The organism is Bradyrhizobium sp. STM 3566 (genome assembly GCF_045571445.1).
GTDB classification, from domain to species: domain Bacteria; phylum Pseudomonadota; class Alphaproteobacteria; order Rhizobiales; family Xanthobacteraceae; genus Bradyrhizobium; species Bradyrhizobium vignae.
The window spans coordinates 4,176,531-4,199,532 of the sequence record NZ_CP120692.1 but is presented as its reverse complement, the minus strand read 5'-3'; the positions used below and the strand labels follow the sequence as shown (position 1 = coordinate 4,199,532).

General features: G+C 65.1%; 22 protein-coding genes. 11 read left to right on the top strand and 11 right to left on the bottom strand.

Annotated features, from left to right (window positions below):
- Position 1 precedes the first annotated feature (1 nt).
- From P6U27_RS20285 to gmk, 8 genes are all read left to right on the top strand, one after another.
- Entirely contained in the window at positions 2 to 1,027 is a 1,026-nt protein-coding gene (locus P6U27_RS20285) for a fatty acid desaturase family protein (RefSeq protein WP_209295601.1), read from the top strand.
- Positions 1,028 to 1,198: 171 nt separating this feature from the next.
- A complete protein-coding gene (gene fabD, locus P6U27_RS20280) occupies positions 1,199 to 2,158 on the top strand; it encodes an ACP S-malonyltransferase (RefSeq protein ID WP_407192401.1) in 960 nt (319 codons plus the stop codon).
- A gap of 11 nt (positions 2,159 to 2,169) precedes the next feature.
- Positions 2,170 to 2,907: a 3-oxoacyl-[acyl-carrier-protein] reductase gene (gene fabG / locus P6U27_RS20275; RefSeq protein WP_122403579.1), complete on the top strand. Its 738-nt coding sequence runs from the start codon at positions 2,170 to 2,172 to the stop codon at positions 2,905 to 2,907.
- A gap of 311 nt (positions 2,908 to 3,218) precedes the next feature.
- Positions 3,219 to 3,458, top strand: a complete 240-nt coding sequence (locus P6U27_RS20270; protein ID WP_008551805.1) for an acyl carrier protein — start codon at positions 3,219 to 3,221, stop codon at positions 3,456 to 3,458.
- A 108-nt stretch (positions 3,459 to 3,566) separates the two neighbouring features.
- Positions 3,567 to 4,832, top strand: coding sequence for a beta-ketoacyl-ACP synthase II (fabF, locus tag P6U27_RS20265; RefSeq protein ID WP_209295602.1), 1,266 nt, complete (start codon positions 3,567 to 3,569; stop codon positions 4,830 to 4,832).
- Positions 4,833 to 4,958: 126 nt separating this feature from the next.
- Positions 4,959 to 6,233 carry an endolytic transglycosylase MltG gene (gene mltG, locus P6U27_RS20260; RefSeq protein ID WP_209295603.1) on the top strand — a complete coding sequence of 425 codons (1,275 nt, stop codon included), beginning with the start codon at positions 4,959 to 4,961 and terminating at the stop codon, positions 6,231 to 6,233.
- Positions 6,234 to 6,346: 113 nt separating this feature from the next.
- A complete protein-coding gene (locus tag P6U27_RS20255) occupies positions 6,347 to 7,234 on the top strand; it encodes a YicC/YloC family endoribonuclease (protein WP_122403577.1) in 888 nt (295 codons plus the stop codon).
- 3 nt (positions 7,235 to 7,237) lie between these two features.
- Complete coding sequence (gmk, locus tag P6U27_RS20250) at positions 7,238 to 7,897, top strand: guanylate kinase (RefSeq protein ID WP_122403576.1); 660 nt, start codon at positions 7,238 to 7,240, stop codon at positions 7,895 to 7,897.
- Here gmk and P6U27_RS20245 read toward each other — a convergent pair.
- Positions 7,830 to 9,050 carry a hypothetical protein gene (locus P6U27_RS20245; protein ID WP_209295604.1) on the bottom strand — a complete coding sequence of 407 codons (1,221 nt, stop codon included), beginning with the start codon at positions 9,048 to 9,050 and terminating at the stop codon, positions 7,830 to 7,832. The two genes, gmk and P6U27_RS20245, sit on opposite strands and share 68 nt — an antisense overlap.
- A 636-nt stretch (positions 9,051 to 9,686) precedes the next feature.
- Between P6U27_RS20245 and P6U27_RS20240 the strand changes: the two genes are divergently transcribed.
- On the top strand, positions 9,687 to 10,583 hold the full coding sequence (locus P6U27_RS20240) for an IS110 family transposase (protein ID WP_407192400.1): 897 nt from the start codon (positions 9,687 to 9,689) through the stop codon (positions 10,581 to 10,583).
- 670 nt (positions 10,584 to 11,253) lie between these two features.
- Here P6U27_RS20240 and P6U27_RS20235 read toward each other — a convergent pair.
- Together P6U27_RS20235 and P6U27_RS20230 are read right to left on the bottom strand one after the other, a co-directional pair.
- Entirely contained in the window at positions 11,254 to 11,955 is a 702-nt protein-coding gene (locus P6U27_RS20235) for a Crp/Fnr family transcriptional regulator (protein ID WP_122403571.1), read from the bottom strand.
- A 17-nt stretch (positions 11,956 to 11,972) separates the two neighbouring features.
- Positions 11,973 to 12,212, bottom strand: coding sequence for a hypothetical protein (locus P6U27_RS20230; protein WP_209295909.1), 240 nt, complete (start codon positions 12,210 to 12,212; stop codon positions 11,973 to 11,975).
- Positions 12,213 to 12,364: 152 nt separating this feature from the next.
- Here P6U27_RS20230 and P6U27_RS20225 point away from each other — a divergent pair, with 152 nt between their 5' ends.
- Together P6U27_RS20225 and P6U27_RS20220 are read left to right on the top strand one after the other, a co-directional pair.
- Positions 12,365 to 13,102: a Crp/Fnr family transcriptional regulator gene (locus P6U27_RS20225; protein ID WP_407192399.1), complete on the top strand. Its 738-nt coding sequence runs from the start codon at positions 12,365 to 12,367 to the stop codon at positions 13,100 to 13,102.
- Between the two features lie 78 nt (positions 13,103 to 13,180).
- The gene (locus tag P6U27_RS20220) at positions 13,181 to 13,408 is read left to right on the top strand and encodes a hypothetical protein (protein WP_122403568.1); all 228 of its coding nucleotides are present in this window, start codon (positions 13,181 to 13,183) and stop codon (positions 13,406 to 13,408) included.
- 54 nt (positions 13,409 to 13,462) lie between these two features.
- Here P6U27_RS20220 and P6U27_RS20215 read toward each other — a convergent pair whose 3' ends face one another.
- The 8 genes from P6U27_RS20215 to lptF form a co-directional block, all read right to left on the bottom strand.
- Positions 13,463 to 13,699 carry a hypothetical protein gene (locus P6U27_RS20215; RefSeq protein ID WP_122403567.1) on the bottom strand — a complete coding sequence of 79 codons (237 nt, stop codon included), beginning with the start codon at positions 13,697 to 13,699 and terminating at the stop codon, positions 13,463 to 13,465.
- Between the two features lie 76 nt (positions 13,700 to 13,775).
- Positions 13,776 to 14,834, bottom strand: a complete 1,059-nt coding sequence (locus tag P6U27_RS20210; protein ID WP_129142935.1) for an alcohol dehydrogenase — start codon at positions 14,832 to 14,834, stop codon at positions 13,776 to 13,778.
- 16 nt (positions 14,835 to 14,850) lie between these two features.
- Positions 14,851 to 15,711 carry a 16S rRNA (adenine(1518)-N(6)/adenine(1519)-N(6))-dimethyltransferase RsmA gene (rsmA, locus tag P6U27_RS20205; protein WP_407192398.1) on the bottom strand — a complete coding sequence of 287 codons (861 nt, stop codon included), beginning with the start codon at positions 15,709 to 15,711 and terminating at the stop codon, positions 14,851 to 14,853.
- Positions 15,712 to 15,877: 166 nt separating this feature from the next.
- The gene (gene pdxA, locus P6U27_RS20200; RefSeq protein ID WP_407192397.1) at positions 15,878 to 16,909 is read right to left on the bottom strand and encodes a 4-hydroxythreonine-4-phosphate dehydrogenase PdxA; all 1,032 of its coding nucleotides are present in this window, start codon (positions 16,907 to 16,909) and stop codon (positions 15,878 to 15,880) included.
- On the bottom strand, positions 16,909 to 17,844 hold the full coding sequence (locus tag P6U27_RS20195; RefSeq protein WP_162500307.1) for a peptidylprolyl isomerase: 936 nt from the start codon (positions 17,842 to 17,844) through the stop codon (positions 16,909 to 16,911). The genes pdxA and P6U27_RS20195 overlap by 1 nt, the downstream gene beginning before the upstream one ends.
- A 68-nt stretch (positions 17,845 to 17,912) precedes the next feature.
- Positions 17,913 to 20,309: an LPS-assembly protein LptD gene (locus tag P6U27_RS20190; RefSeq protein ID WP_245509466.1), complete on the bottom strand. Its 2,397-nt coding sequence runs from the start codon at positions 20,307 to 20,309 to the stop codon at positions 17,913 to 17,915.
- A 92-nt stretch (positions 20,310 to 20,401) separates the two neighbouring features.
- Positions 20,402 to 21,499: an LPS export ABC transporter permease LptG gene (gene lptG / locus P6U27_RS20185; RefSeq protein WP_122403563.1), complete on the bottom strand. Its 1,098-nt coding sequence runs from the start codon at positions 21,497 to 21,499 to the stop codon at positions 20,402 to 20,404.
- Positions 21,496 to 22,665 carry an LPS export ABC transporter permease LptF gene (gene lptF / locus P6U27_RS20180; protein ID WP_122403562.1) on the bottom strand — a complete coding sequence of 390 codons (1,170 nt, stop codon included), beginning with the start codon at positions 22,663 to 22,665 and terminating at the stop codon, positions 21,496 to 21,498. The genes lptG and lptF overlap by 4 nt, the downstream gene beginning before the upstream one ends.
- Between the last annotated feature and the right edge of the window lie 337 nt (positions 22,666 to 23,002).

The following is a 23,002-nucleotide window of genomic DNA, read 5'->3' as shown; positions in this document are numbered from 1 at the left end:
CATGACCGCGCTTCGCATGCGTGCCCGCGATTTCCTGACCGATGATCAATTGGCCGAGGTGCGCGAGCGCGCGACGTGGAAAGGCGCTGCGCTGATCGCGCACGCCTGGGCGCTGATCATCGCTGCCGTCGCATTGGTCGCATGGTGGCCGAATCCGGTGACCTACGTTCTCGCCGTCGCCATCATCGGCTCGCGCCAGCTTGGCCTTGCGATCCTGATGCATGACGGCGCCCATGGCTGCCTGTCCGCCGACGAGAGAACCAACCTGGCCTTGAGCCAGTGGTTCTGCGCCTATCCGCTGTTTGCGGAGACGCGCAGCTACCGGCGCTATCACCTTCAGCATCATGCGCGCACCCAGCAGGAGGACGATCCCGATCTCGTGCTGTCGGCGCCGTTTCCGATCACCAAGCTGAGCTACCGCCGCAAGTTCATTCGCGATATCACCGGGCAGACCGGCTATCAGCAGCGCAAGGCGCAGTTGCTCAATGCGCTCGGGCCAAAGGACTGGTCATGGCGGCAGCGTGCGGCGCATTTCTGGCAGATGCTTGGCCCGCAATGTGCGGTCAACGCGATCATGTTTGCGGCGCTCGCTGGGGCCGGTGTGTGGTGGGCCTATCCGCTGCTCTGGCTGGTGCCGCTGCTGACCTGGATGATGGTCATCACCCGCATCCGCAACATCGCCGAGCACGCCGTCGTTCCTGATAGCAATGACCCTTTGCGCAACACCCGCACCACGCATGCCAATTTTCTCGAGCGCCTGTTCATCGCGCCGTACTACGTGAATTACCACCTTGAGCATCATCTCTTGTTCTATGTGCCCTGTTACAATCTGCCGAAGGTGCATCGTCTCCTGAGCGCGAGCCGGTACGCCGGCCGGATGGAAGTGCAGCCGAATTACGCGGCGGTGCTGCGGCTGGCGACGGCAAGGCCGAACCGCGAGGATCGGCCGGGGCAACTTGTCAACAGTGCGCGCCGCGCGCGGGCCGGGGTGGAGGTCGATGCCAACCAGACTGCCGGCGGGTTCTAAGGGCCATTCCCCGTTGAATGCTGGCCCCAGTTCCCGTCTCGGCTTGACAGTGCGGCCCCGGACGGTGTCTACGGCCCCCTTTGGAGCATGATCCGGAACCATGGCCCAAGGCCGTGCGTAATCGGCTGCCGGTTCTCGAGAGGGATCATGCCTGACAAGCAGGGAGCGCCGATGACGGCTGCATTCACATTTCCTGGGCAGGGTTCCCAGGCTGTCGGCATGGGCAAGGCTCTGGCCGACGCCTTTCCGGTGGCGCGCGCCGTGTTCGACGAGGTCGATGCTGCGCTTGGGGAGAAGCTGACGGCCATCGTCTGGGACGGTCCGGCCGAAACCCTCCAACTCACCGAGAACGCCCAGCCGGCGCTGATGGCAGTGTCTATCGCCACCCTGCGCGTGCTCGAAGCCGAGGCTGGTTTTTCCGTCGGGCGAGACGCGGCCTTCGTTGCCGGCCACTCGCTTGGTGAATATTCGGCGCTGGCCGCGGCCGGCAGCCTGACGGTTTCGGATACCGCCCGTCTGCTTCGCACCCGCGGTCTCGCAATGCAAAAGGCCGTCCCGGTCGGCGCCGGCGCGATGGCCGCGCTGCTTGGTCTCGACTATGAGGCCGCCCTGGAGGTCGCCGGCGAGGCGGCGCAGGGCCAGGTCTGCCAGGCCGCCAACGACAATGGTGGCGGGCAGGTGGTGGTTTCCGGCGACAAGGCCGCGGTCGATCGCGCCGTCGAGATTGCCAAAGCCAAGGGCGCCAAACGCGCGATGCTGCTGCCGGTGTCCGCGCCGTTCCATTGCAAGCTGATGCAGCCCGCCGCCGACGCCATGGCGGAGGCGCTCTCGAAGGTCACGATCAAGGCGCCGGCGGCGCCGCTGGTATCGAACGTGCTGGCGAGCGCCATCACCGATCCCGACGAGATCCGCCGCCGCCTGGTCGAGCAGGTCACCGGCACGGTGCGCTGGCGCGAGTCGGTCGCCTACATGGCCGGGCAGGGCGTCACCCGCTTCTTCGAGATCGGCGCCGGAAAGGTGCTGACCGGCCTCGTCAAGCGCATTGCGGACGGTGCCGTCGGCGTTGCGGTCGGCGGTCCGAACGATATTGCCGCCGCCAAGGATGCATTGGCCGCCGTGAAGCAGGCGTAAAGGAGTCATCAATGTTCGATCTGACTGGCCGAAAGGCGCTCGTCACCGGCGCGACCGGCGGCATCGGCGGCGCGATCGCGCAGGCGCTGCACGCGCAGGGCGCCACCGTCGCGATATCGGGGACGCGGAAGGAGGTGCTGGACGAGCTTGCGGGCAAGCTCGGCGAACGCACCCATGTGCTGCCATGCAATCTTTCCAAGACCGATGAGGTCGAGGCCCTGGTGCCGGCTGCGGAAGCAGCGATGGGCCAGGTCGACATTCTCATCGCCAATGCCGGCATCACGCGCGACAACCTCTTCGTGCAACTCCGTGACGAGGACTGGGACGAGGTCATCAACGTCAATCTGACCGCGACCTTCCGCCTGGCGCGCGCCGCGACCAAGCTGATGATGCGCAAGCGCTTCGGCCGCATCATCGCCATCACTTCTGTGGTCGGCGTCACCGGCAATCCGGGGCAGGGCAATTATACTGCATCGAAGGCAGGCCTGATCGGCATGATCAAGACGCTCGGCGCCGAATACGCCAAGCGTGGCGTCACCGCGAACTGCATCGCGCCCGGCTTCATCAAGACGCCGATGACGGATGCGCTGAACGACAAGCAGCGCGAAACGATTCTGACCAAGGTTCCGGCCGCCCGCCTGGGGACGCCCGAGGACATCGCGGCGGCCGCCGTCTACCTGAGCTCGAATGAAGCATCCTACGTCACCGGGCAGACCATCCACGTCAACGGCGGCATGGCCATGATCTGACGTCTCGAGCCGCGCCGCCTGTCAGGGCGGTGCGGCATGCGGCAAACGGCCGTTTCCGGAGCGAAATGAGGCTTGTAGTCAAGGCAATTGAAGTATGATAACCGGACCTTCAACGGATGGGCAAAGAACGCCATTGCAGGTTTTTGAAACCCTGTATATTGGCGATGCGGAGCCTTTGGCCGTCGTTCGCCGGGGCCGCATCTGTTAGGATGGGCCAAATCAAAGTTCGTAAGCGAAGGCAGTCAAACGACCACGACGGCTCGTATCGTCCCGGGGGGTCGGGTCTACAGGGAACAACACGAGGTTAAGCAATGAGTGACATTGGCGAGCGGGTTAAGAAGATCGTGGTCGAACACCTTGGTGTTGAACCCGAGAAGGTTGTCGACAACGCGAGCTTCATCGACGACCTCGGCGCCGACAGTCTGGACACCGTCGAGCTGGTGATGGCGTTCGAAGAGGAATTCGGTTGCGAGATTCCGGACGACGCCGCGGAAACGATTCTCACCGTCGGCGACGCCACGAAGTTTCTCGAGAAGAACGCGAAGAGCTAAGGCTCTTCATTTTCGCGGGGACAACATTGAAACCGGACGGGCCGCTTCGCAGCGGTCAGCCGGTTTCTTGTTATTGGCCGTGAATCTTTCGATGCGGAGTTTTCGGATATGAGGCGGGTCGTCGTCACGGGTCTCGGCATGGTCTCGCCACTCGGCTGTGGCGTCGAGCCGACCTGGAAGCGCATCCTTAACGGCGAAAGCGGCGCGCGCAGGATCGAGAGCTTCGATGTCTCCGATCTTCAGACCAAGATCGCCTGCACGGTCGTGCGCGGCGACGGGTCGAACGACAGCTTCAATCCCGACAAGTGGATGGAGCCGAAGGACCAGCGCAAGGTCGACGACTTCATCATCTTCGGCATGGCCGCGGCCGGCCAGGCGCTCGACGATGCCAACTGGCATCCCGAAACCGAAGAGGACAAGTGTGCGACCGGCACCATGATCGGGTCCGGCATCGGCGGCCTCAACGGCATCGCCGATACCGCGATCCTCTTGAAGGAGCGTGGGCCGCGCCGGGTGTCGCCGTTCTTCATTCCAGGCCGCCTGATCAATCTCGCCTCCGGCTACGTCTCGATCGCGTACGGGCTGAAGGGGCCGAACCATTCGGTGGTCACGGCCTGCTCGACCGGCGCGCACGCGGTCGGCGATGCCGCCCGCCTGATCGCACTCGGCGATGCCGACGTGATGGTCGCAGGCGGCGCCGAGTCGCCGATCAGCCGCATCGGCATTGCCGGCTTCAACGCCGCGCGTGCGCTCTCGACTGGTTTCAACGAGACGCCCGAGAAGGCCTCGCGTCCCTATGACAAGGACCGCGACGGATTCGTGATGGGCGAGGGCGCCGGTGTCCTCGTGCTGGAAGAGCTCGAGCACGCCAGGCGCCGCGGCGCCAGGATCTATGCCGAGGTGATCGGCTACGGCCTCTCCGGCGATGCCTACCACATCACCTCGCCGTCGCCGGACGGCGATGGCGGCTTCCGCAGCATGTCGGCGGCGCTCAAGCGTGCCGGCCTGACGCCGTCCGATCTCGACTACATCAACGCGCACGGCACCTCGACACCGCTCGGCGACGAGATCGAGCTCGGTGCCGTCGAGCGCCTGCTCGGCAATGCCGCCTCCAAGGTTGCGATGTCCTCGACCAAGTCGTCGACCGGCCATCTCCTCGGCGCGGCCGGCGCGATCGAGGCGATCTTCGCCATTCTCGCGATTCGCGATAATGTCGTGCCGCCGACGATCAATCTCGACAATCCCTCGGTCGAGACCGCGATCGATCTCGTGCCGCACAAGGCGAAGCAGCGTGAGGTCAACGTCGCGTTGTCGAACTCTTTTGGTTTTGGCGGTACCAATGCGTCGGTGATCGTCCGGCGCCTGGCCAGTTAGTTTGCGTTTGAGACGAATCCACCGTTTTGCCGTATTCGGCGATAGTCATGGACGTGGGCGCGTGCATTTTGGCAGGGCAAGCGATTGCCGGGCCGCGATTGAACCGGCAGGATTCAGGTTGTCTCAATGAGTGAAAGGCCGCCCATTTCACCCCGGAGTCCGCGGGCCGCGCTCGAGCCCGAGCAGCTCCCGCCGCCGCCCAAGCGGTCGGACCGCGCGCGCAACCCGCTCGTGATCGTCGGCAATGCCATCATCACCCTTGTGCTGATCACCATGCTCGGCGCCGGCGGCATCTATTATTACGGCCGGCAGGTGCTCGAGGCGCCTGGACCGCTGAAAGAGGACAAGATCGTCAACATCCCGCAGCGTGCGGGCAAGCGCGACATTGCCGAGACGCTGAACCGGGAAGGCGTGACCGACGTCAATCCCTGGGTGTTCATCGCCAGCGTCGCCGCGTTGAAGGCGAGCTCGGACCTCAAGCCGGGTGAGTATTCGTTCCAGAAGAACGCGTCGCTGCGCGACGTGATCGCCACGATCGTCGAGGGCAAGGTGGTGCAGCATGCCGTCACGATTCCGGAGGGCCTGACCTCCGAGCAGATCGTGGCGCGGCTGACCGACAACGACATCTTCACCGGCAGCGTGCGAGAGCTGCCGCGCGAAGGTACGTTGTTGCCGGAGACCTACAAATTCCCGCGCGGCACCCCGCGCGAGCAGGTGATCCAGCGCATGCAGCAGGCGCACAAGCGTGTGCTCGCCGAGATCTGGGAGCGCCGCAATCAGGACGTTCCGGTCAAGACGCCGGAGCAGCTGGTCACGTTGGCATCCATCATCGAGAAGGAAACCGGCAAGCCCGATGAGCGCAGCCGCGTCGCCGCGGTGTTCGTCAATCGCCTGAAGCAAAGGATCAAGCTGCAGTCTGATCCCACGATCATCTACGGGCTCGTCGGCGGCAAGGGGACGCTGGGCCGGCCGATCAAGCGCAGCGAGATCACGCAGCCCTCGCCCTACAACACCTATGTGATCGAGGGCCTGCCGCCGGGTCCGATCTCCAATCCGGGCCGCGCTTCGCTGGAAGCCGCCGCCAACCCGGCCCGCACCCGCGACCTCTATTTCGTCGCGGACGGCACCGGCGGGCACGCCTTCACCGAGACCTACGACGCGCACCAGAAGAACGTCGCCAAGCTGCGCGCGATGGAGAAGCAGATCCAGAACGACACGGTCGAGCCGGCCGAGGACGCGCAGCCGCCGGCCACCGCCGCTCCCGGACCTGCCGACACACCGACTGCGACCACGCCGGCGCGGCCCAATCAGCAGAAGAAGCCGCCTGCGGCGCGCCCGGCCAATCCCGCACCGGCCCGGCAGGGCGCGGTCCAATCCTCGCCGCCGGTGGTCCAGCGCTAGGCTCGCGGAGCTTGCCTGCGGACATTGCGGATTCCACTTTCCGGCAAAATAGTCTTAAGATTCGCGTGGCTTGATGGCCTCGCGAATCCCGAGTTCCTGGAGAATCTGAACTGATGGCGCTGTCGTCCATGACCGGCTTTGCCCGAAGCCACGGCGCGAGCGGGCCGTACACCTTCGAATGGGAATTGAAGTCGGTCAACGCCAAGGGCTTTGACTTGCGGGTGCGGCTGCCGCAGGGGTTCGACGAGCTCGAGGCTCACGCCAAGAAGCGCGCCGGCGAGCTGCTCTCGCGCGGCACCGTCTACGCCAATCTCAACGTCAAGCGCACCAACGCTGCCGCCACGGTGCGCGTCAACGAGGACGTCCTCAACGCGGTCCTGAAGGCCGCCGCGCTGATTTCCGGCAAGGTCGACGCGGTGGCGCCGAGCATCGACGGCCTGCTCGCCATCAAGGGCGTCGTCGAGGTCGCCGAGCCCGAGGGTGACGAGGAGGAGGACAAAGCCGCGCGTGCAGCTGCAGCCGACGCCTTCGATAAGGCGCTCGCCGACCTGGTCGCGATGCGCAAGCGCGAGGGCACGTCGCTGGGGCAGATTCTGATCCAGCGCGTCGACGAGATCGAGCAGCTGGCAAAGAAGGCCGAGGCCGCGCCCGGCCGCAAGCCGGAGGTGATCAAGGCCAAGCTCGCTGAGCAGATCGCTACGCTGCTCGACACCACCGATCGTTTCGATTCCGATCGCCTGATGCAGGAGGCGATCCTGATCGCGACCAAGGCCGACATCCGCGAGGAGCTCGACCGCATTGCCTCGCACATCGCGCAGGCGCGCGAGTTGATCGGCAAGGGCGGCCCGATCGGGCGCAAGCTCGACTTCCTGGCGCAGGAGTTTCATCGCGAGGTCAACACCTGCTGCTCGAAGTCGAACGACATCGAGCTGACCAACACCGGGCTGGCCATGAAGAACGTGGTCGAGCAATTCCGCGAGCAGGTCCAGAATCTGGAGTGATCGATGGCGACGGGCGGTCACGGAACTGACGGTGTCGAGCGGCGCGGATTGATGTTCGTGCTGTCTTCGCCGTCGGGCGCGGGCAAGACGACGCTGTCGCGTCTCCTGATGGAGCGGACGCCCGGCTTGAAAATGTCGGTCTCGGCGACGACACGGCCGATGCGTCCCGGTGAGGTCAACGGCAAGGATTATTCGTTCGTCGACAAGGCGACGTTCGACGCGATGGCGAAGGCCGGCGAGCTCCTGGAATGGGCGACGGTATTCGACAATAGTTACGGCACGCCGCGCGGCCCCGTCGAGGCGGCGCTGTCGGCGGGACAGGACGTGTTGTTCGACATCGACTGGCAGGGCACGCAGCAGCTGCGCGAGAAGGCGCGTGCCGACGTCGTCAGCGTCTTCATCCTGCCACCCTCGGCGGCCGATCTCGAGAAGCGCCTGCACTCGCGCGCGCAGGATTCCGACGAGGTGATCCGCAAGCGCATGAGCCGCGCCAGCCACGAGATGAGCCACTGGGCCGAGTACGACTACATCGTCATCAACCGCGACGTCGACGAGGCCTTCGCCGAGGTGCAGTCGATCCTGAAGGCCGAACGCCTCAAGCGCGAGCGGCGGATTGGCCTCGTAGGCTTCGTGCGAAGTTTGCAAGGTCAGCTTCAAGGTTAGGCCGCGACAGGCGCGGCCCTTCCTTCGCCAGCTGCTCCAGCATCGACGTAATAGCGTCGACGTCGACGGCATCGGCATCACGGCCTGCCGGCGCGTCATCGTGATCCTTGCTGATTTCCTTGGCGGCGCGTTGGGGCGCAGCGGCGACGGTCTCGAATTTCTTCTCGACCAGCTTGATCTCGACATTGCCGCTTCTGGCCTCGACAGGTTCAGTTGCCGGAGCGGCGGCACGCCGCCCGCGCGCATCGATCAACTCGAGCTCGCGACCGATCGCTGCAAGTTTCGTCACGTGTCTCGTCGGTTGCGGGCGCGCCGCATCGAAGTCGACGGGGCGCGGCGGCTGAGCGACGGCCGGCTGTGAAGCGAGCCAGGGCGCATGGCTTCCGTCCTGATGCTGCGCCTCCCAATCTGCCCAATGTGCGTGACGGCCGGCCGACTGGAGGCGGACGCGCGCACCGGCGAAGCGGTAGATGAGGCTGGCCAGGATTCCGGCAAGCGCCAGCGCGCCGCCGATCACGAGCAGCAGCATCTGGAGCGAGCCGGTCGGCTTGTCGGTCGTGTTGTCTGCAGCAGCGAGCGGGGACGGGGATTTCGACGGCTTTGCGCTCGGCTGCGCGGCTGCCGCGACAACGGTCGGTGCCGGCGGTGGCGCCGGCGGAGCGGACGCTGTCGAGACATCAGGCCAGGGCGCGGCGCCGGCGGGTTGCTGCGCGCTGCCATCAGCGGCCTGATCCGCGGATTGCTGTACCGGTGTCGCGGCGGCTCCTTGCGCGACGGCATTCGGCGTTTTGGGGTCGGCGCCATTCCGCGGCGTCAGATATTCGGCGCGCGCGTCCTGCACCGGATGCTGCTGCGGCGCCGGCGCATCTGCGGTCGGTGTATCGCTCGTGGTCTGCGTGGTCTGCGCGGTCCTCGCGCTGTCCTTGTCGCCAGCGGCGCGCAGATACCAGCATTTGCGCTTGGTGGTGCGGTCGAGGCGATAGTACCAGTGCTGGCCCTGCGGCGCGGCATCCTTCGGTGAAGCCAGGCAGTCGGGGGCCGCGTTGGCCGTGCTCGATGCGGTTGGCGCGTTCTGCGATACCGCGGCCAATGGCGCGCCGGCAATGATGCTGGCGACGAGGGTCGAAATGAACTTTGCGGCGCGGTTGCCCATCCTGGTCTCCCGGTTACGCATGACGCAACTCTCTACCAGCCCCTTCTCGTCAAAGACTTGGGTGGCAATGAGCCGCAAATCCGGAGAGGATGTGGCTTGAATCGGGCCTGCGGCGCGTTCGTTCCGCTGTGGTGAGGCGTTTTTGTCCGCGCGAAGGCTCAGTGGAGTATGAATCCTGCAGCAGCTCTGCGCATGAGAGTTCCCCTTGTCCTGGCGCCAATGACTTGGCTGGGCAGCGGCCACGGCCTTGCAGTCCCGCGGCAGGTTCTGCCCGAGGCTTGCTGACTTTTGGCGCCCGATGAAGGCCAAAGGGCGCAGGGAAGGCCGGGCGCCGGCTGGCACCCGCAGATCCGTGCGCTTTCCAAGAATGCACACGGGGTGGATCACAGGTCTCGCCGAACGCTTGGCCTTCCCTGCGCGGCTGGTTTTAACGGTGTCCTTCGTGCTCTTGTGTCCAGAAAATCTGCCAGAATGTGCGAACGGGCGGTTCTCGCAAAACCGCCCGTCGCTGGATCTGAGCCCGTTCGTGCTCAAAGGCCTTGAGCCTGTCGGGGAGCGAGGGACAGATCCGGTGGTCTTCCTCAACCCGAACAGTTGCATGGGCTTCGAGCCCGAACCGAGCAACGAAGGGAGTAGATGATGGCACAAAACGACGTCCTTGTCGCTGGCATCGATGTGGCCAAGGACAAGGTGGATGTGTGCATTCGCTCATTGTCACAACGGCAGACGTTCACGAGCAGCCCAGAAGGTCGGCGAGCGCTGATCCGCTGGCTTCGCAAGCACAAGGTCGGCAAAGCCGCCATGGAGGCTTCCGGTGGTTATGAGCGGGAGTGGGCCAAGGTGCTACGCCAGGATGGTATCGAAGGCTTGGTGGTGGATCCAAAGCGGGTGCGCAACTTCGCCAAATCGGCTGGACAGCTCGCCAAGAACGATCCGATCGATGCGGAGATGATTGCCTGGTTCGCCGAGACCTTCATTGAGGCAAGGGGGCAAGCCTACGATGCGGCACGCGAGAAGCTGGCGCAGATCGTGAGTGCGCGCCAGGCTCTGATTGACGTGCAGACGAGCTTGCGAAACAGGACGGAGCATTCCACTCCTGACGTCGTGCAGAAGATGCAAAATCGCCTGCTGAAGCGGCTCGCCGCCGAAATTGCCAAGCTGGAAGCAGCGATCGCAGCCCTGATCAAGACCACACCGCGTTTTGCCGAACTCGCCGAGATCATCGAGAGCGTACCAGGTCTTGCCGGGGGCACATCCGCCGGACTGATCGGGGCGATGCCGGAACTCGGCCAGATAGGCAACAAAGTGGCCGCGGCCCTGCTGGGTGCTGCGCCTTATGACGACGACGACAGCGGCAAACGTCGGGGCGTCCGTCATATCCAGGGCGGACGCCGCAAGGTCCGCAACGTCTTCTACATGGCGTCCATGGGAGCCGCGACCCGGCATAACCCCGTGCTCAAGGCCTTTTACGATCGCCTGATCGCCAAAGGCAAGGAGCCGAAGGTTGCGCTCACCGCCGCATGCGCAAGCTGATCGTGATCCTGAACGTCATGATCGCACGCGGCGAGAAATGGGACGCCGGCCGGTACGAAGTGAGCAACTCCGCTCGGCTTCCGCCGAGCGCTTGCACGCCCTGAAGACCGGCGAGCGGACGGGGTCAAGGCCGGGAGCCGCCGGAGGCGGTGGCGCGCCAGCGTCAGCCTTGAGGCCGGCCGATCGCCGGGCTACTTCAACACAGTTGCTCCCCGGGGAGCGATGCACTATTGCCCCCGTCGCCTTGCGGATGGCTGATGCGCGTGCCCGGTCGGGCCGCCGCATCACCACAAGCCTTGACGCACAGACCCCGGGCGTCAGGATCACACGACTTCTCCGTCCGCGGACGACCCCACCGGATCATCAGGGGCTGGCGCGTGCTCACCCAAGACGACCAACGAGGCCGCTTTAACTGCGCCGTGTCGTACCGCGTCGCGTGAGACTCACGGTTGCCCGCCCTGTCACCACGCCATCCGCGCCGGCGCTGCTGCGTCCACCGCCACCCGGCCCGCATCTCGTGACGATCGCGAAGCGCCCCTTTGGCAGGGCCGGGATGCGAGGTGTATGCCATAAATCCGAAATTCGGAAAAGTAAAATATTTTTGCGAGGAGGGGCTTGACGCGGTGTTTTGCCCGACGCCTCGCGAAATCACACGCTCATGCATCAACGCTCAGCTCAGATAATCCGGCGTAAAATCCGCAAGTCTCCGCAGCTCGTCGGGCTGGAGCAGCGCGATCTCGCTGCCCTCCCACGTGATCAGTCCACGATGCCTCAGCTCCTGAATGGTGCGATTGACGTGGACGATCGACAGTCCGCAGGCGTCAGCAACGTGCCGCTGCGTCATCGGCATCTGGAAACTGCCGTCCTTGACGAGGCCGACGACCTCCAGCCGCGCGGCGAGCTCGCAGATGAGATGCGCGAGCTTGGGCAGCGCCGCCTGTGCGCCGAGGCGCGCGATCCATTGCCGCGAGATCGCGGCATCGATCAGTGTCTCGTGCCAGAAGGCGCGGGTCAGGTGGATGGAGCCGTCGAGCAGCTGGCGCAGCTGGCTGTGCGCAACGGTGCCGACGATGGTCGGGCCTAGCCCGACGAGGTCCGCATCGATCGGCGAGATCAGCAGCGTGTGCAGGCACGGCATGTCGCCGGGAACGTGGAAGGCGAGGATCTGGCTGCGATCGCCGACGATACGGGCCTGGTAGAGGAAGCCGCTGACGACGAAGACGCAGCGTGAAGGGGCCTCGCCCTGGCGTAACACGATCTCGCCGTCCGCGACCTGGCGCAGCGTCGACGGCAAGCCTGCGATCTGCCGGCGTTCGTCCTCGGATAGGCCTTCGATCGCCTGGAGACGCGCGATGAACTTCGGATGCGGCATGAGACCAGTGGTGCGCTTCAGACGTCGCGCGGCCCGGACGCCTCGAGCAGGCGCCGCGAGAGTCTTGCGATGGTCCAGTCCGAGACCGGAACGGAGCGGAACTCGCGGATGGCACGGGCCAGTTCCTGATCCGACATCGGGCGGGCCGGCTCCTTCAGCGTTCCGTTGAGGAGGGCCTCGCTAATGCTGTCCAGGTGCTCGCCTGTACCGGATGCGAACAGTCCGCGAATGCGTTCCAGGATCGTCGGGGGATTCATAAGGCGGCTGGGTCCGAAATCGGGGGATGGTGTGGCTGCGATCGGTGCGTCACGAAACGGTTAGCAACCTGTGCTTCCGACCCGCGTTCTAGTCCGCTGAACGCAAGCCGGACGTATCATTTGATAGAACCGGCGCGATTTTCGGCGGGCCCATGCAAAATGCTCACGACGTGCTGATCCGGAACCTCGGCGAGCACACCGGGCTCGCGGAGGAGGATATTGCCGAGATCCGCGCGCTCACCTTCACGCTGCGCGATTTCGCGCCCAACGAGGATTTCATCCGTCAAGGTGACGAGCCGAAGCATTCGGCATTGGTCGTCTCCGGCATGGTTGCCCGCTATCACCTGCTCGGCAGCGGGCGGCGACAATATTTGGCGTTTCATCTCACCGGCGACCTTCCGGATGCGCAGGGCTTGTTCATTGACATGATGGATCATGGGCTCAGTGCGCTTGGGCCGGCGTCGATCGCCTTCATCCCGCATCGCGAATTGTTCGTCGCGTTCCGGCGGCGGCCGACCTTTGGGCTGGCCGTCTGGCGCGAGACGCTGCTCGATGCCGCGATCTTTCGCGAGGCCATCACCAACAACAGCGCGCGGCCGATGCAGGCGCGTATGGCGCACCTTTTTTGCGAGCTGTTCTACCGGGCCCGCGCGGCGCAGCTGGTCCGCGGCAATCGCTGCCGCCTGCCGATCAGCCTGGCTCAGCTTGGCGAGACCCTGGGCATGGCGATCGCGACGGTGAACCGGACCCTTGCCGACCTCAGGCGGAGCGGAGCCATGGACCTGCGCGAGGGCGAGCTGGTCGTGCTGAAGTGGCGTGAATTGCAGCGGCTCGGAGATTTCAGTCCAGCCTATCTGCACCTGAAACGGCAGGCGCCGCCCTTTGTGTGAGGCGCGTTAGCGCGAAGTTCAGCCTGAGGGGAACAACTCTCTTGCGGGCACGTCATTTATGAGACGAGGGAGATGCCAATGAAAGCGCTCATCGTGGCGATCGCGTTTGCAGCGATGGCCGGGCCCGTCATCGCGCAGAATTCCGGACCGGCTCCGCAGTCCGGCATGGAGAGGCCGGAGAACACGAACGGTGCCACCGAGAAAGGGACGATGGATACCACCGGCATGAATGCAACTCAGGCAGATCGGCCCGGCATCAAGGATGCGTCCAAGACCGAGCACAGGACCGGCGGCAAGAAAAAATGAGTGCGCCGGCCATGCAACGGCGTCGGTTGCGCGCGCAGCGATAGCCGAAGGCCATCATCCAGGGCGCGCTTCACGTCCGGCGGCGGCATCGCCCTTCGCCGCAGCCGCGCGATAGGCGTCGATCGCTCTGTTGGCAAGCATCAACTGCCGGCGTTCACCGGCCCGGAGCTGGGCTTCGATCGAGTCGAGCAGGAAATTTGCGCTCTCGTCGGGCGGCCCGAGCTCGCCACTCTTCTCCAGGCAGCTCCAGGCGATGAAGAACGCGCTTTCAACGGTGCAACGGATCGACATGCGCTGCCAACGCGGCGCGGTCGCAGGCGTTCCGTGCGGCGGGCGAGACTTGCGTCGGGCCCGCCGCTCGAGCGGATCAGTTCTTGAGCACGATGCGGCCGACGACCTTGCCGGCGCGCAGCTCGTCGATCCATTTCTGCACGTCGCCCATCGGCTCCTCGCGCATCGGCGTCGGCTTGATCTTGCCGGCGCGTGCGAGCGCCATCAGCTCGTGGGCCTCAGCCAGCGTGCCGACCATGAAACCTTCGATGGTCATGCGCTTATAGACCCATTGCACCATCGGCAGCGTGAACTGGCCGCCCATCAGGCCGGAGACCACGATCTTGCCGCCGCGCGCGGCGACCGCGACCGCGAACGCCATCGACTTCTCGTTGCCGGCGAAATCCACGATCTCGTCGAAGCCGCCTTCGGTTTCTTTCAGGATACGTTTGATCACGTCGGGCTCGGCCGGATCGTAGGCGACGGCGGCGCCGTTCTCGAGCGCGGTCTCGCGTGCGGCCGGTGACAGATCTGCGACCGTGATCGGCTGCTTGAACATTGCCTGCGCGAACGACAGGCCCATCATGCCGACGCCGCCGAGGCCGATCAGCAAGAGGTTGCGCTGGCGCGGACGGTCGACCAGGCGCTTGAGCGCGCCATAGGCGGTCACCCCGGAGCACATCAAGGTCGCGGCCTGGTTGACCGGCAGGGGATCGTAATCGAGCAGATATTTGGCGTCGGGGACCAGCACGTGGCTGGCGAAGCCGCCATCGATGGAGACGCCGAGGAAGCGCTGTTTGACGCAGAGATTCTCGTCGCCATTGGCGCAGTCGCGGCACTGGCCGCAGCCGATCCATGGAAACACGGCCTTCTTGGCGCCGACGAGGCTGGCTGCTACGTCGGGACCGACTTCGTCGACGACGCCCGCGATCTCGTGGCCGAGCGTGAAGGGCAGCGTCATGCCGCGCGTGGTGTCGAGCTTCTTGCCGCCGCCGAGATCGGCGTAGCCGTCCTGGATGTGCAGGTCGGAATGGCAGAGGCCGCAGCGCTCGATGCGCACCAGCACCTCGCGGCCTTGCGGCTTGGGCGTGTCGACGATGGTCTCGCACAGCGGCGCATCGAACTTGACCAGGGACTGCCTGCGCATCAGCGCCATATTCTTTCCTCCGAAATTATCGCTCTGCTTCATTCCGTATATTGGCCAATTCACGGGCCATGGCAACAAAGCCGGAAATCGGGATGGTCTCGGCGCGCCGCGTCGCATCGACGCCGGCGGCGCTCGCGAGCCGCGCGGGATCGACGCCCAGCGACTTCAGGCTTTGCCGCAGCATTTTTCGGCGCTGGCCGAACGCGGCGGCGGCGACCTGCTCGAGCAGCCTGCGATCGCAGGGCAGAGGCTCTGGGCGCGGCACGAGGCGCACGACGGAGGAGGTGACCTTCGGTGGCGGCACGAAGGCCGAGGGCGAGATATCGAACAGGATCTTGGTCTCGCAGCGCCAGTTGGCGAGCACGCCGAGCCGGCCATAGGCCTCTTCGCCCTCGCGCGCGATGATGCGCTCGCCGACCTCGCGCTGGAACATCAAGACCATCATCTCGTACCAGGGCGGCCAGGGCTCGACGGTGAGCCAGTTGATGAGAAGCTGGGTCGCGATGTTGTAGGGCAGGTTGGCGACGATCTTTGCGCGTTCGCCTGAGAGTAGCGGGCGCGGATCGAAGGTCATGGCATCGCCATGCACGATTTCGAGCCGGCCGGGATAGCGCGCCGAAATATCTTGCAGGGCCGGAATTGCGCGCTCGTCATGCTCGATGGCGATGACGCGCCGCGCGCCGAGCGCGAGCAGCGCCCGCGTCAGCCCGCCCGGGCCTGGGCCGATCTCGACGACCGTCGCCTCGTCCAGCGGCGCGGCCGCGCGCGCGATGCGCGCGGTCAGATTGAGGTCGAGCAAGAAGTTCTGGCCGAGCGATTTCCTGGCCGACAGCGCATGCTGGCGAATGACCTCGCGCAGCGGCGGGAGGTCGTCGATCGCGCTCATCAGCGGGTGCCCTTAGCTTTCCGAAGTTCGTGACAACCTGCGGCGCCCTTGTACGAACTTCGGAAAGCTGAGGGCACCAAGAAATTATCATTGCAGTGCCGCTTGTCGATCTGAAGTTCCTGAACGCGCTCGCGGCGTGCACTGCAGGAACTTCAGATCGGCGGCACTACGAAGCCGCCATGCGGCTGGCAAGCTGAAGCGCCGCGATCAGGCTCGCCGGATTGGCTTTACCCGTGCCGGCGATGTCGAAGGCGGTGCCGTGATCGGGCGAGGTGCGGATGAAGGGCAGGCCGAGCGTGACGTTGACGGCGTCATCGAAGGCGACCGTCTTGATCGGGATCAGCGCCTGGTCGTGATACATGCAGACCGCGCAGTCATAGGTCTGTCGTGCGGCCTGGTGGAACATGGTGTCGGCGGGCAGCGGGCCCCTGGCTTCGATACCGCCGTTGCGCAGGACTTTGAGCGCCGGGGCGATGACGGTCTGCTCCTCGTGGCCGAGAGATCCGTCCTCGCCGGCATGCGGATTGAGGCCGGAGATCGCGATGCGCGGCCTCGCGATGCCGAAGCGGGACTTCAGTTCGGTCGCGACGATGCGTACGGTCGAGACGATCAGCTCGCTGGTGAGCTCTCCCAGCGCATCGCGCAGCGGGACGTGGATGGTCACGGGCACCACGGCAAGCTGCGGCGACCACAGCATCATCACCGGCTGCGGCACGCGGCCGTTCTCCGCGGCAAGCTCGGCGAGGAATTCGGTGTGGCCGGGATGGCGGAAGCCGGCGCGGTAGAGCACGCTCTTGGCGATCGGATTGGTGACGACGGCGCCGGCGCGACCTGCGCGCACGTCGATGACCGCCTGACGGATCGAGGCGAGCGCAGCCGGCGCGCTGGATGCGTCGGGCTTGCCAGGTTCGGCGCTCGCGCGCTCGCCGGTCGCGACCACGGGCAGGGCATCAGTGAAGGCGGAAGCGGCCTCACTGGGGCTCACCGCGGCGATCCTGATGTCGACGCCGAGCGCCCGGGCCCGCCGCGCGATCAGCGCGTCGTCGCCGAGCAGATAGAAGGCGGGCAGGTTCAGCTCGCGGCGCCTGAGCCAGGCTGCGATCGTGATGTCGGGGCCGATGCCGGCGGGCTCTCCCAGGGTGAGGGCAAGGGGCTTGGCTGCGGACTTGGTGGAGGGCTCTGAGAGGGGCTTGGCCATCAGCGGTTGCGATATTCGATCATCGCCGCCTTGCGGAGCTCGTCGAGATAGGCCTTCTGGGTCTTCTCGTACTTCTCCTGATACATCTTCTCGCGGACCTCGCGCTTCTTCGGCGTGTCGATCATGGTCGGCTTGCGCGAGCACAGCACTACCATCTCGATGCCCGCCTTGGTCACCTCGGGCGCGGTCAGGTGGCCGATCGGCGTGTCGTCGAGCAACTTGCGCAGCGGGTCGGGCAGCTCTGCGGTGGTCTTGGTGACGGCGTCGCGGATGGTGGCGTTCGGCGTCGAGCGGAACAGCGAGTTGGCTTCCTCGCAGCTCCCAACGCGGGCCCGATAGGTCTCGGCTTCCTTCTTCCGGGTTTCCAGGAACGCCGCGGACGAGCCGCGCGGCACGATCAGCACGATCGGCTGCATCTTGTATTCGGTGCCTTCGATCTGAAGCTTGTCGCCGGTCTGGGCCTGCACGGCCTGGGCGACGTCGCGCTCGCCGACGAGCAGCTTCTCCTTGAATCGGCCGCGCACCAGGCTGGTCCAGACCATCTCGGCCTTCATGCGGCCCTTCAGCGTTTCGGGGCGGACACCCTTGGATTCGAGTGATTTGGTGAGCTGCTCCGGCGTGATGCGCATGCGCTGCGCCATACCCTCGTAGGACTGGTTGACGTCGGAGACGCCGGGATCGACCCCGTACTTCTTGCCTTCCTTGAGCTTCACCTTGTCGTCGATCAGCTCGTTGATGACCTCCTGCCGGCTCGGGGTCTTCTGCGTCGTCAGCTGGTCGAGCCTGGAGCGCTGCTCGATGTCGAAATCGGTGATCGGATCGCCGTTAACCATGACGACGATATTCTGCGCGCGCGACGGCGAAGGCAGTCCGGTCAGGATCAGCCCGGCACTGATGGCGAGCAGGAGGCGGAAGACGGGCAATGAGGTCGTCATGATTGTCGCTCGCAGGTCAGCCGCGTCGAGCCTGTGATGGGGCAGGCGCGGCTGGCACTTCAAACCGTTCACTGGAGGCCGGCGGAACTGCTGGTCGTCGACGTGGTCGCCAGCGTGCGCAGGCCGATCTGGAACATGAACGCATGGCTCAGCACGGGCGGCGTGGTGCCCGCAGAATAGCTATACGAAGTTACGTAGTTCGCCGCCAGCACGAAGCAATCGTCGACATAGCCGGCACCGAGCACATATTGATTGATCTTGTTGGCCTCGAGGTCCCAGCGCGCCGAGCCCGACACCACCCAGTTGTTCGCGACCTTCAGCGATCCCGAGGTCAGGATGCCCTCGCGGCGGGTCAGATAGCCGAGTTCCGGCTGCGCTGCGTAGTTGCCGTACAGCACGCTGACCGACCAGCGATTGAAGTTGGCGCGGCCTTCCGCCTCGAAGCGCTGCACGTTCCAGGTCTGCTCGTCCATGCGGGAACGGACGCTGAACGTGTAGGTGCTGTTGGGCGAGTAGCTGGCGCTCGCCACGTAATCCGAGCGCGGCTTGTCCAGGCCGGAATTGATGCCCGTATTGATGGCGTCCTGAACCGCGAAGGAGTTCAGGCCGAACAGGTGGTAGGACTCGCCGAACAGCACCTTGACCGCGCCGCCCTTGTCGAACTGCGTGGTGGACTGCACGCCGACATTGGCGCGGCCGCCGCCCTCGACCCGGTCGTAGCCGGAGAACTTGTCGACGCTGAACAGGTTCGAGGCGTCGAACACCATGCTCTGGGCGTCCTCGTTCGGCAGCTTGCCGGCATAGGTCTCGTTCGGCCGGATGATGATCTGCGCGATCGGCTCGACGGTGGTCGAGCCCCAGGGCTGGATGTTGATGAAGGGATAGCGGTACTCCAGGCCCACGGTCGGCATCAGGCGGAACGCCTGGGTGTCGCCGATGGGCAGGTAGTTCGACACGCCGGGCTGGTTGGAGACCGACGAGTTGATCGCGTCGGCGCGCAGGCTCGCGAACGGCGTCCAGATCTGGCCGAACGGATCGGTGAAGGATTTGCGCCACTGCGCTTCCGCCGTCAGGCGTGTGTAGGTGCCCGGGAAGCCGCGCAGCAGGCACTGCGAGGGCATACGCGCCAGCGGATCGGCCGACGCCGTGGTGCACAGGCCGTTGGTGTTGGCGACCGTCGTGATCGGATCGAACACCGCATCGTCACGCGACAGGTTCACGAAGTTGGTCTTGTAGCTGAACTCGCCGCCGAACACGGGATAGTTGAGCACGTTCGAATAGTCGATCACCGGATAGACGATCGGCACCTGGCTCTGGTTGCCCGAATAGCTCAGCCAGTACATCGTGCGCGCGTCGAAGAAGCTGCGGTTGCCGACGCCGGTCAGATAGAGCTGCGACAGCGCTTCCGTCGGCAGCAACAGGAACGAGCCGAGCGGATCACGGTACTGATAGAGCCGGTAGTCCGAGAAGAAATAGTAGTCGGACATCAGGACGCCGTCCCAGCCCCAGACCCATTTGTCGTTCAGCGCGAACTGACCCTTGGTGTCGACGGCGCCGCGGAACTGGCGGTCGCCGGGCTGCCCGGCAAAGGCTCCGGGATCGAGCTGGTCGATGCCGTAAGCGCGGATCTGGTAGGCGCCGTCGATCAGGCGCTGGCGGAATTCGCCCTGCAGCATGACGCCTTGCCGTGTCATGAAGCGGGGGGTGATGGTCGCGTCCATGTCGGGCGCGATCGCCCAGTAATAGGGAACCTCGACGCCGAAGCCCGTGTTCGTCGTGCCCGGGAAGTAGCCGGGCATCAGGAAGCCGGACTTGCGCTTCACGGTCGGGTCGGGAGTCGAGAAATAGGGCATGTAGGCGAGCGGCACGCCGAAGAATTCGAGCTGCGCGGTCTCGAAATACAGCATCTTCTCCTGCTGGTCGTGGATGATGCGCGCACCCTTGACCTGCCATAGCGGCGGCTTCTTCGGATCGTCCTTACACGGCGCGCAGGCCGTGTAGACGCCGTTCTCGAACACCGTGTAGTTGCCACTGGAGCGGTCGGCGCGGCTCGCGGCCATGCGGGTCTGGTCGGCTGTGTCCACGCGCAGCGAGTCGACGAAACCGTCGCGGTAATCGTCCGAGAGATCCATGATCTCGGCATAGGTGATCTTGCCGTCGGCATCCGTCATGCGGATGTTGCCTTCGGCATGCAGCCGCTTGGTCTTCTGGTCGTAGATGACCCGGTCGGCCTCGACGCTGGTGCCGTTGTAGAACAGCTGGACGTTACCGACCGCGGAGACGCGCGAATTGTTGTAGTCGTAGTCGACCTCGGTCGCCTGAACCAGCATCTGGTTGTCGTTGGCGGCCTTCGGCGGCTTCGGACGCGGCGGCAGCGGATTGTAGGTGAAGCTCTGGGCCTGGGCCGGCGCCACGACGGCAGCGTCGATCAAGCCGCCGAGCGAGGCAGCGGCGACGACAGCCATCAGGAGCCTGCGGACGGACAAGCCGCACCCGTTCGCGCGCACCAACGTGCGCCGCGTCAAACGAGACACGAGCCCTCGGTGGACGGCAGTCACTATCCGTCCTCCTGATAGAGCAAGGCCAAAAAGCCGGTGAGGCCGCCCACCACAACGGGCAACCACGCCGCAGCGATCGGATGCATCAACTCAGCCTTGCTCAAATCCTCAGTTACTTTCGACAGAACGTAGAGCAGAAAGCCTGCGCCCACGCCACTCAAAACCATCTTCTGCACGCCGCCCATCCGGAAGAAGCGCAACGACACGGAGGCCGCGAGCATCACCATGGCTGCGAGCAAAAACGGCTGTGCCAGAAGCTTCTGATACTGGAGTCGGTATCCGGCTGTCGCGAAGCCCGAGCTTTCCGAGGAGCGGATGTAGCTCGGTAGTTGCCAAAAGGACACAGTCTCGGGGGTGGAAAAGCTGTTGCGGACCTGCGCCTCGGTCAACGTGGTCGGAATCTCCAGGCTGGCCTGGTCGATCGGGGGCGCGTCCAGCGAGAAGCGGCGGACGCCCTTGAACACCCAGCGGCCGGCCTCGAGCGTCGCCTCGCGCGCCTCGACCCGCTCCTTGAAGTGCTGGTCCGAGTCGAACCGGAACAGCGTGAGCCCCGTGAGCCGGATGCCCTGCTGCTCGCTCCGCGCCGCGTTGATGATGGTCTGGCCGTCGTTGGTCACCTGATTGAGCCAGAAGCCGGAGGCGTCCTGAATGCCGCCGCCGGGCGCCGAGCCGAACAGCTCGGCCTCCATGCGCTTGGACAGCTCGCGCAAATTGGCCGACATGGGATTGTAGGCGACGGTGGCGATCACCCCGATCAGCAGCGCGCTGCCGAGCGCCGGCGAGATGAACTGCCAGGCGGAGATGCCGGCAGCGCGCGCCACCACCAGCTCGAGCCGGCGGGAGAGCGCGAGATAGCAGGTCATGGCGCCGATCAGCATGCAGAACGGCGTCAGCTTCTCCAGGAGCTGCGGCACCCGGAACAGCGAGGTCTCGGCCACCATGATCGCGGAGGCGGATGCCAGCCCCGAGGTCTTGCGCACCATCTCGATGTAGTCGACCAGCACCAGCAGCAGGAAAATGCCGCCGAAGACGCCGAGCGCCGCGACCACGAAGCGGCCTGCGAAGTAGCGCCCGAGTGTGTTGGTGAGCATGCTCATGCGGTGGCCGGACGTCCGAACAGCCGCGCGATCCGTGCGTTCGACCTGTTGATGGCCTCCATCAGGCCGGGAGGCGGCTCGACCACGACGCCGCCGATGATCATGGCCAGCCCGACGCCGATCGCGCCGACGACCATCGCATATTGGACCAGCACCGCGCCCGGCGATTTCACCGCCATCACCGAACAGGCGAAGCCGGCCATGCGCAGGCCGAACACCGCCAGGATCGAGGAGGCGATCGAGAAATTCCGGCTCTGGCGCGTGGTGCGAGGCGCCCCAAGGAACGCGAAGGTCAGCACGGCAAAGGCGAACGGATAGATCGGCGCCAGGATGCCGTCGTGCAGGGCCGAGCGGAACTGACCGGGAATCTGCTTGTAGACGGGGTCGTTCTCGGACGGCGAGAACAGCTCCCACAGATAGCGCTCGCGGATGCCGAGGGTGACGTCGCGGCCCTGGTTGGAGAACTTCGACATGTCGAAACCGTAGCGGCCGAACGCCACCAGCGCCGGATCGCGCTTGCCCGCCTCGAAGCGCTGAAGATTGCCGGTCTCCAGCACCAGGAACGAGCCGGTCTCGTTCTTCACGACCTCGCCGTGCTCGGCGACGATCGAGACGCGCTCGTTCGGATCGCGGCGGTCGTCGATGAAGATGCCGGCGAGGATGCCGCCGGGCAGGCGCTCGCGGATCCGGATCGTCAGGTTCCTGTCGAGCTGGGCGAAGCGGCCGGGCTGCAGGATGTTGGTGAGCACGTCGGCCGTGATCTCGGCGTCCCACTGCTTGATCCGCCGCATGCCGTCGGGGGCGAGATAGGCCGCGATGAAGGCGACCAGCAGCGCCACCACGCAGGTGGCGTAGAAGAACGGATAGAACAGCCGGAACGGCGAGAAGCCGGCGGCATTCATCACGATGATCTCGGAATCGGTCGCGAGCTTGTTCAGCGTGTGCGAGATCGCGATCATCAGCGCGATCGGCGAGATGATCAGAACCAGGGCCGGGATCACGAGGCTTGTGATGCCGAGGAAGGTGAGGATGGTCTGACCCTGGCTCGTCATCAGGTCGATGCCGCGCAACGCCTGCGTAATCCAGATCACGCCGGTGAGGCTGACCAGGACCAGCGCAAACGACGCCAGCGTCGTACGGAAGATATACCTATCGATCGACCCCATGCGCGACCGCACGAATCCCCATCAAGCCCCAATGTCGACCAGAATTCCGGCGTCCAACCCATCCCCGTCAGGGGATCCCCAAGGTCGGCCAGCAGCTCTTCCGGCGGTTCACTTTCTCACTACCATCCCTTTGATCCGTCAACAAAATGGCTGCCCCGTGGCACCCTCAATATATGGTTAATATTTCGATCGTTGTGGCCTCGCGGCCACGGCGGCGCTTGGCATCGGACGGGCCGCTGGACCATAGTGGGGGAAGCCTCAGTGAATCGCCGTTCAGCTCCGGTTTGTGACTGGAACCCCCGAACGACGAAAAGCCCCATGTTTTGGAGGAGTTATC

Coding starts and splice junctions, on each gene's coding strand:
- rsmA (WP_407192398.1), bottom strand. CDS start 15,711: ATGAGCGCGATCGACGACCTCCCGCCGCTGCGCGAGGTCATTCGCCAG.
- P6U27_RS20230 (WP_209295909.1), bottom strand. CDS start 12,212: ATGAATCCCCCGACGATCCTGGAACGCATTCGCGGACTGTTCGCATCC.
- fabF (WP_209295602.1), top strand. CDS start 3,567: ATGAGGCGGGTCGTCGTCACGGGTCTCGGCATGGTCTCGCCACTCGGC.
- P6U27_RS20270 (WP_008551805.1), top strand. CDS start 3,219: ATGAGTGACATTGGCGAGCGGGTTAAGAAGATCGTGGTCGAACACCTT.
- fabG (WP_122403579.1), top strand. CDS start 2,170: ATGTTCGATCTGACTGGCCGAAAGGCGCTCGTCACCGGCGCGACCGGC.
- fabD (WP_407192401.1), top strand. CDS start 1,199: ATGACGGCTGCATTCACATTTCCTGGGCAGGGTTCCCAGGCTGTCGGC.
- P6U27_RS20235 (WP_122403571.1), bottom strand. CDS start 11,955: ATGCCGCATCCGAAGTTCATCGCGCGTCTCCAGGCGATCGAAGGCCTA.
- gmk (WP_122403576.1), top strand. CDS start 7,238: ATGGCGACGGGCGGTCACGGAACTGACGGTGTCGAGCGGCGCGGATTG.
- P6U27_RS20190 (WP_245509466.1), bottom strand. CDS start 20,309: ATGGCTGTCGTCGCCGCTGCCTCGCTCGGCGGCTTGATCGACGCTGCC.
- P6U27_RS20240 (WP_407192400.1), top strand. CDS start 9,687: ATGATGGCACAAAACGACGTCCTTGTCGCTGGCATCGATGTGGCCAAG.
- P6U27_RS20225 (WP_407192399.1), top strand. CDS start 12,365: ATGCAAAATGCTCACGACGTGCTGATCCGGAACCTCGGCGAGCACACC.
- lptG (WP_122403563.1), bottom strand. CDS start 21,499: ATGAGCATGCTCACCAACACACTCGGGCGCTACTTCGCAGGCCGCTTC.
- P6U27_RS20195 (WP_162500307.1), bottom strand. CDS start 17,844: ATGACGACCTCATTGCCCGTCTTCCGCCTCCTGCTCGCCATCAGTGCC.
- P6U27_RS20210 (WP_129142935.1), bottom strand. CDS start 14,834: ATGGCGCTGATGCGCAGGCAGTCCCTGGTCAAGTTCGATGCGCCGCTG.
- mltG (WP_209295603.1), top strand. CDS start 4,959: ATGAGTGAAAGGCCGCCCATTTCACCCCGGAGTCCGCGGGCCGCGCTC.
- lptF (WP_122403562.1), bottom strand. CDS start 22,665: ATGGGGTCGATCGATAGGTATATCTTCCGTACGACGCTGGCGTCGTTT.
- P6U27_RS20245 (WP_209295604.1), bottom strand. CDS start 9,050: ATGGGCAACCGCGCCGCAAAGTTCATTTCGACCCTCGTCGCCAGCATC.
- P6U27_RS20215 (WP_122403567.1), bottom strand. CDS start 13,699: ATGTCGATCCGTTGCACCGTTGAAAGCGCGTTCTTCATCGCCTGGAGC.
- pdxA (WP_407192397.1), bottom strand. CDS start 16,909: ATGGCCAAGCCCCTCTCAGAGCCCTCCACCAAGTCCGCAGCCAAGCCC.
- P6U27_RS20220 (WP_122403568.1), top strand. CDS start 13,181: ATGAAAGCGCTCATCGTGGCGATCGCGTTTGCAGCGATGGCCGGGCCC.
- P6U27_RS20285 (WP_209295601.1), top strand. CDS start 2: ATGACCGCGCTTCGCATGCGTGCCCGCGATTTCCTGACCGATGATCAA.
- P6U27_RS20255 (WP_122403577.1), top strand. CDS start 6,347: ATGGCGCTGTCGTCCATGACCGGCTTTGCCCGAAGCCACGGCGCGAGC.